This window comes from Streptomyces sp. NPDC000941 (assembly GCF_053599555.1).
The window spans coordinates 1-5,791 of the sequence record NZ_JBSFMM010000388.1 but is presented as its reverse complement, the minus strand read 5'-3'; the positions used below and the strand labels follow the sequence as shown (position 1 = coordinate 5,791).

Annotated in this window: 4 protein-coding genes; all 4 read right to left on the bottom strand. The window is 73.5% G+C overall.

Features of this window, described 5'->3' with window-relative positions; all coding sequences use genetic code 11:
* Positions 1–516 (bottom strand): LLM class flavin-dependent oxidoreductase (locus tag ACWDSL_RS51375; RefSeq protein ID WP_450496414.1); only part of this gene is annotated, 516 nt, incomplete at its 3' end.
* A gap of 134 nt (positions 517–650) precedes the next feature.
* A complete protein-coding gene (locus tag ACWDSL_RS51370; RefSeq protein WP_450496412.1) occupies positions 651–2,111 on the bottom strand; it encodes a DHA2 family efflux MFS transporter permease subunit in 1,461 nt (486 codons plus the stop codon).
* Between the two features lie 121 nt (positions 2,112–2,232).
* A complete protein-coding gene (locus ACWDSL_RS51365; RefSeq protein WP_450496411.1) occupies positions 2,233–4,584 on the bottom strand; it encodes a protein kinase domain-containing protein in 2,352 nt (783 codons plus the stop codon).
* 20 nt (positions 4,585–4,604) lie between these two features.
* On the bottom strand, positions 4,605–5,791 hold a 1,187-nt coding region (locus tag ACWDSL_RS51360), incomplete at its 5' end, for an outer membrane protein assembly factor BamB family protein (protein WP_450496410.1).

Genomic DNA, 5,791 nt, shown 5'->3' with positions numbered 1-5,791 from the left:
CTCCCCCGCGGCTGCCGCGACCAGCACCGGCACCCGCGGCCGGGCGCCCGGCACGGTGGTCGACAGCGAGGTCTTGGCCACCAGTGTCTCGCCGCTGAAGTCCACCGAGCCGGTCTCCAGCAAGGAGCGCAGCGCCTCCAGGTGTTCGCGCAGATGACGGACCCTGGAGTGCGGTGCGAGCCCGTAGGTCTGCTCGACGAACGACTTGGTCGAGAGCCCGACGCCCAGCGTGAAGCGCCCGTGGGAGGCCGCCTGCGCGGTCTGGGCCTGCATGGACAGCGCGATGGGGTGGCGCGGATAGATGGGTACGACCGCGGTGCCGACGTCGATGCCGGGGACCTCGCGGGCCGCCAGGGCGGCCACCGTGATGGCGTCGTGGTCGAACCGCTGGGTGAACCAGGCGGCGGACAGCCCGGCGTCGGCCAGCTCCTTCACCTGGCCGATCAGGGTGTCGACGGAGTTGGCCTCTTGTGACAGCCGGGTGAAGTCGGTGGGCAGGGCGACACCGATGCGCATGACGTGCTCCGAATCGACGATCGATGGAGGGCGGAACCCGCCGTGGGCGGGAATCGGGAGCATATCTTAACTCGGTAACGAAATTTACCGGGTCAAGATTCGCTGCGGGAAGCCGCGGGCGCGCCGACGCGGCGTCAGGTGCGTTGCGGAGCGCGCTCCTCGGTGGGGGCGTTCGCCGCCGCCGGAGCCGTCGGGCGGCGGCGCGGGAGGAGCAGGGCGGGGAGGACGGCGGCCAGCATCAGGGCCACGGCCCAGAGGTAGGTGTCGGCGAACGGTCCGGCGTGGGTGGGGGTGGTGGTCCCGCCGCCGTTGATGGAGAGCGTGACGGAGAAGAAGGCCACACCGGTCGCGGCGGCCACCTGGGAGGTGATCTGAAGGGCCGTCGAGGCCGAGGGGGCTTCGTCCGCCGAGAGCCCGCGGGTGGCGGCGGCCATCGTCGGCATCATGGTCATGCCGACGCCGATGCCCAGCACCAGGAGCGGAACGGCCAGCCGCCAGTAGGTGAGGGTGTCCGACAGTTGCAGGGTCAACAGCCCCATGCCGAGCACCGCCGTGGCGACACCGCCCGCCACCAGCCACCGCGGCGCGACCTTGTCCGCGAGCCGCCCGGAGAACTGCATGGTCACCCCGGCCGCCAGCCCCAGCGGGGCGCCCAGCAGACCGGATGCCGTGGCGCTCTCGCCCCGCACCACCTGGAAGTACATGGGCAGCAGCAGCATGCTGCCGAAGTAGCCGACGACGAACAGGCCCAGCGTCCCCGCGCCGGCGGCGAAGGCCCGGTCGCGGTACAGCCGCAGATCGATCAGCGGATGCGGGGAGACCCGGGCCCGTACGACGAAACCCACGACCAGCGCGGCCCCCACGACCGCCGGGAGCACCACACCCACGCCGCCGAAGTCCCGGTGCTCCGCGCCGGTGGACAGGCCGTAGATCAGCGCGGCCAGGCCCGGGGAGAGCATCAGCAGGCCCGGGACGTCCAGCCGCTGGCCGGGGGCTCCCACGGCGCGTGGCAGCGCGCGGGCGGCGACGACAAGGGCGGTGATGCCGACGGGCACATTGATGGTGAACATCCAGCGCCAGGAGAAGGAGTCCACCAGCCAGCCGCCCAGCACCGGTCCGCTGACGGGGCCGATGAGGATGGGGATGCCCATGATGCTCATGATGCGGCCCATGGTCTCCGGGGTGGCCGCCCGCATCATGATCGTCATCCCGGTCGGCACGATCATGCCGCCGCCCAGGCCCTGCACCATCCGGAAGGCCACCAGCGACTCGATCGACCACGCCGTCCCGGCCAGCAGGGAGCCCAGGGTGAACAGCGCGATGGCCGTCATGTAGACGCGCTTGGTGCCGAACCGCCGGATCGCCCAGGCCGTCACCGGGATCACCGCGGCCAGGGCCAGGGAGTAGCCGGAGGACACCCACTGGACCGTGGGGAGCGGGGCGTCGAACCGCTGGGCCAGCGGGTTGATGGCGACGTTCACCACGGTGGTGTCCAGCACCGACATGATGGAGCCGAGCGTGACCACGGCGGCGAGCACCGCCAGCCGGGGTGAGGTGGGCGGAGCGTCGCCGGGAGCTTGCTGTGCATGTGACATATCGGAGTCCTTGTGATCGGCGTGATCGGCGGGGCGGGTGGATCGCCCGCCCGCGTCCCGAGACTCCGATATCAACCAAGGTTTAAGTCAATCGGGGACCGGCTCCGGCATGTTGTTCGGCTCAGGTCAGCGGCAGCGCCCGGATCGACTTGCCCCGTACGACGTAGAGCCGTCCCTGGCCCACCAGCGGCTCCGTGGTGCCGAGTACGGAGCCGGACGAGTCACGCAGGGTCCACCGCATCCGTCCGGTGCGGCGGTCCACCGCGACCGCGGCGGCGCGGATGTCGGACGACGTCGGGAGGACCAGTCCGCCGGCCACCGCGGTGCGGGCCGGCGGCGCGGCGAGGTCGGTGTCCGCCTTCCACCTCCACCGCACATGATGGGACGCCAGATCGATGGCGAACACATGCGTGCCCAGGACCGTGAGGTAGGCGACGCCGTCCGCCACGGCGGGGGCGCCGAACACCGTACCGCCGCCCGCCCCGTCGCCCGTGCCGGCGGGCAGCTGGTCGGGGTCGAGCCGCCAGCCCCCGCGGCCGGTGCGCAGATCGATCGTGCGCAGCCCGGGCCCGCTCAGCAGCACGGTGCCGCCTGCCACCGTCGCCGTCCACCGCGGCACCTCGTCGCCGCCGTCACCCGCGACCAGACCGTCCCCGGGCAGCGCCACCCGCCACCGCCGCCGGCCGTCGGCCGTGTCGTACGCGGTCACCGAACCGTCGTCGACGAGCACCAGCCGGCCCTCCGCCACCACGCCCGGGAGGTGGTCGGCCGAGCCGCGCCCGAGCTCCCGGCGCCAGCGCACCTTACGGGCCACCAGGTCGTACGCGAGCAGATACCGGCGGCGGCTCTCCGGCGTACCGTCGCGGTGCGCGCCCGAGTGGCCGAACACATACGCGGTACGGGCGTCCCCGGCGCTGATCGGGTGGTCCGTGAAGCGGAAGGTCACCCCCAGCGGGTCGGAGTACCAGGTCCTGCCGTCGGCGGGGTCGACCATCGCCAGCCGGTCGTCCCCGTCGGCGAAGGTGGCCTTCATGACGATCAGATCCCCGCAGGCCGTCGGCGTGTACCCGGACACCGCGGGCGCGGTCCAGCGCAGCGTGCCACGGCGGGCGTCCACACCGAGGATGCCGGCCCCCGGGTCGGCCTGTACGGCGATGACTCCCCGGTGGTACAGCGGTCTGCCGAGGTCCCCGAGGGGGCCGCGGTACTCCCACAGCGGCTGCGGCGCGGTGTCCGTGCCGGAGGCGCCGGCGCCGGGCCGGGGTTCGCCGCGGGTGTCGTCGTCACCGGGACCGGCCACCGCCCACCACACGCCGCCCGCCACTCCGGCGGCGGCCAGGGCCCCAAGACCGCCCAGCACCAGCCTGCGGCGGGCCGGGCGCGGGGCGTCCTGGGACGGTGGCGCCTCGGGAGCCGTGGCGGTGGCGGTGGCGGACGGCGGGGCCTGGGGCTCTTCGGGCCGCCGTACCGCCACATCCCACACGGTCGCGGTGCGCAGCGCGATGTCGTGCAGGACGCCCGCCGGGAGCAGACCGGCGAACGACTCGCGTTCGCTGTCCCGTTGCCGTTCGCCGTCCCATGGCCGGTCCCGGTCCCGGTCCCGCTCCCCCTCCCGTTCGCCGTCGTCGCCCGTGCCCGTCAGGGCGCGTGGGATCCGGTCGGCCGCGGGCCGATCCGCGGGGTCCTTGGCCAGACACCCGACGACCAGCGGCCACAGCTCCTCCGGCACCCCGGCGAGGTCCGGCTCCGCATACGCCACGCGGTACAGCACGTCGTTGGCCCCGCCCTCGCCGAACGGCGCCCTTCCGGTGGCCGCGTACACCAGCAGGCCGCCCAGCGCGAACACGTCGGCGGGCGGTCCGACGCTCTGTCCGCCGACGGGGCGCGCCTGTTCGGGCGATATATAGGCGGGCGTGCCCATCTGGCGGCCGGTACGGGTCAGCCGCTCGGCGCCCACGGCCCGGGCGAGCCCGAAGTCGATCAGCTTGGGGCCGTCTGCGGTGATCAGCACGTTGGAAGGCTTGAGATCGCGGTGCACCAGGCCCTGGCCGTGCACCGTGGCCAACCCCCGGGCGAGCGCGACTCCCAGGGCGCGCAACGCGGCGTACGGCCAGGGGCCGTGGGCCTCCACTGCCTGTGCCAGGGAGGGGCCGAGCAGGTATTCGGAGGCCAGCCACGGCCGCGGTCCGTCGGTGTCGGCGTCCACGACGGCCGGGAAGAAGTCGGCCCCGCCGAGGGAACGGGCCGCCTGGAGCTCCTGCCGGAACCGCTCGCGGAACTCGCTCTCCTCGGCCAGGTCGCGGTGGATGGCCTTGAGCGCCACGGTCCGTCCACCGTCCGAGCGGGCCAGGAAGACGGTTCCCATCCCGCCGGACCCGAGGCGGGCCAGCAGGCGGTAGCGGCCGAACGACTCCGGGTCGTGGCCGAGCAGCGGCCGCACGGGCAGGGCGGGCTCGTCCGCCGTCACGTTCACGGGCACCCCTTCACTCCAATTCACTCCACCGGAAGCATGAACACGGCGGCGCCGTGGGCGACGACGGCCGACGATCTCGCCGGATAGACCTGGTACTCGTCCAGGAGTTCGCCGCTGCTCTCCTGGAACCGCCACCGCACCCCGCCCGTCCGGGCGTCGAGCGCGAACACGCCCGCCGCCGCGGCGGCCAGCACCGTACGGCCGGAGTCGGTGACCGAGAGGGTGGGGGTCGCCTTCCATACGGTGTCGTCGGGCAGCGCGGACCGCCACAGTTCGGTGCCGCGGTCCGGGTCGACCGCGTAGACCAGCTTGGTGCCGTCGGACACGTACAGCACATCGCCCTTTCCGCCCGGCCCCTGACGGATCACCGGGTGGCCCAGCGGGGACTTCGTCGTCGCGTAGCTGTTGATGTCCAGCGACCACCGCTGTTTGCCCGAGTCGATGTCCACGGCGCGCAGCGTGGCCCCGCGCGCGGCGTAGAGCAGGCCACGGCCGGCGGAGATGCCGACCTTGTCCCCCGCGCCGACGCCGTCGAAGCGCCTGCGCCACTCCTGGTGTCCATCGGACAGCCGCAGCGAGATGAGCTCCACCTCGTCGCCCGGGTATCCCAGGCCGACCAGCGAGCGGCGGGTGGGGAACGCCCCGATGTCATCGCCGTACGCGGCGGGCAGCCGGCTGCGCCACCGCTCGCGGCGGGTTCGGGTGTCGTACGCGACCACGTAGGTGGGGGGCTTGGAGCCACCGCTTCCGATACCGCTTCCCGAGCCGGTCGCGGTTCCGGTCGCGGTGAAGTAGGCGTGGCGGCCGTCCGCGTCGACGGAGAGCATCTTGTCGAAGGTGAGGCCGGTGCCGGAGTACTTGGACTCCACCCAGCGCTGGTGGCCGTCGCGGGCGTTGAAGGCGACGAGTCTGCCGTTGATGGTGACGAGGGCGAGTTCGCGGCTGATGGGTTCGGGGGTGGCGTCGGTGCCCAGGTCGTCGCGGCGCCAGCTCGGGCGGCCGGTGCGCAGGTCCAGGGCCACCGCCTCCTGGATGTTGGTGATGATGGCGAGTTTGCCGCGCCACACCAGGGGCGGTACGGAGGTGGCGTCGGTCAGGTCGAAGCGCCACCGGGCGGGAGGGGCCGTGCCGGAAGGGGGGCGCGGCGCCGGGCTCGTGGCGGGGCGCCGGGCCGAACCGGGGTCGGTCAGCGCGGACAGCCCGCCAC

Bases quoted from the DNA above. Each gene is read 5' to 3' on its own strand.
- ACWDSL_RS51370 (WP_450496412.1), bottom strand. From the start codon at position 2,111: ATGTCACATGCACAGCAAGCTCCCGGCGACGCTCCGCCCACCTCACCC.